Genomic DNA, 1,799 nt, shown 5'->3' on the forward strand with positions numbered 1-1,799 from the left:
CTCGAAGAGTAGGGCGGGACACGTGGTATCCTGTCTGAATATGGGGGGACCATCCTCCAAGGCTAAATACTCCTGACTGACCGATAGTGAACCAGTACCGTGAGGGAAAGGCGAAAAGAACCCCGGCGAGGGGAGTGAAAAAGAACCTGAAACCGTGTACGTACAAGCAGTGGGAGCACCTTCGTGGTGTGACTGCGTACCTTTTGTATAATGGGTCAGCGACTTATATTCTGTAGCAAGGTTAACCGTATAGGGGAGCCGAAGGGAAACCGAGTCTTAACTGGGCGTTAAGTTGCAGGGTATAGACCCGAAACCCGGTGATCTAGCCATGGGCAGGTTGAAGGTTGGGTAACACTAACTGGAGGACCGAACCGACTAATGTTGAAAAATTAGCGGATGACTTGTGGCTGGGGGTGAAAGGCCAATCAAACCGGGAGATAGCTGGTTCTCCCCGAAAGCTATTTAGGTAGCGCCTCGTGAACTCATCTTCGGGGGTAGAGCACTGTTTCGGCTAGGGGGCCATCCCGGCTTACCAACCCGATGCAAACTACGAATACCGAAGAATGTTATCACGGGAGACACACGGCGGGTGCTAACGTCCGTCGTGAAGAGGGAAACAACCCAGACCGCCAGCTAAGGTCCCAAAGTCATGGTTAAGTGGGAAACGATGTGGGAAGGCACAGACAGCCAGGATGTTGGCTTAGAAGCAGCCATCATTTAAAGAAAGCGTAATAGCTCACTGGTCGAGTCGGCCTGCGCGGAAGATGTAACGGGGCTAAACCATGCACCGAAGCTGCGGCAGCGACACTATGTGTTGTTGGGTAGGGGAGCGTTCTGTAAGCCGTTGAAGGTGTGCTGTGAGGCATGCTGGAGGTATCAGAAGTGCGAATGCTGACATAAGTAACGATAAAGCGGGTGAAAAGCCCGCTCGCCGGAAGACCAAGGGTTCCTGTCCAACGTTAATCGGGGCAGGGTGAGTCGACCCCTAAGGCGAGGCCGAAAGGCGTAGTCGATGGGAAACAGGTTAATATTCCTGTACTTGGTGTTACTGCGAAGGGGGGACGGAGAAGGCTATGTTAGCCGGGCGACGGTTGTCCCGGTTTAAGCATGTAGGCGGAGGTTCCAGGTAAATCCGGTACCTTTTAACGCTGAGGTGTGATGACGAGGCACTACGGTGCTGAAGTAACAAATGCCCTGCTTCCAGGAAAAGCCTCTAAGCATCAGGTAACATCAAATCGTACCCCAAACCGACACAGGTGGTCAGGTAGAGAATACCAAGGCGCTTGAGAGAACTCGGGTGAAGGAACTAGGCAAAATGGTGCCGTAACTTCGGGAGAAGGCACGCTGATATGTAGGTGAAGCCCCTGCGGGTGGAGCTGAAATCAGTCGAAGATACCAGCTGGCTGCAACTGTTTATTAAAAACACAGCACTGTGCAAACACGAAAGTGGACGTATACGGTGTGACGCCTGCCCGGTGCCGGAAGGTTAATTGATGGGGTTAGCGGCAACGCGAAGCTCTTGATCGAAGCCCCGGTAAACGGCGGCCGTAACTATAACGGTCCTAAGGTAGCGAAATTCCTTGTCGGGTAAGTTCCGACCTGCACGAATGGCGTAATGATGGCCAGGCTGTCTCCACCCGAGACTCAGTGAAATTGAACTCGCTGTGAAGATGCAGTGTACCCGCGGCAAGACGGAAAGACCCCGTGAACCTTTACTATAGCTTGACACTGAACACTGGTCCTTGATGTGTAGGATAGGTGGGAGGCTTTGAAGCGTGGACGCCAGTCTGCGTGGAGCC

1 rRNA gene is annotated in these 1,799 nt (G+C 53.1%); it reads left to right on the forward strand.

The features are described 5' to 3' along the window. Positions 1 to 1,799: ribosomal RNA gene (locus DOU50_RS00335) — 23S ribosomal RNA — on the forward strand; the annotation flags it as partial.

Source organism: Enterobacter sp. C6, from assembly GCF_008122455.1.
GTDB lineage: Bacteria > Pseudomonadota > Gammaproteobacteria > Enterobacterales > Enterobacteriaceae > Enterobacter > Enterobacter pseudoroggenkampii.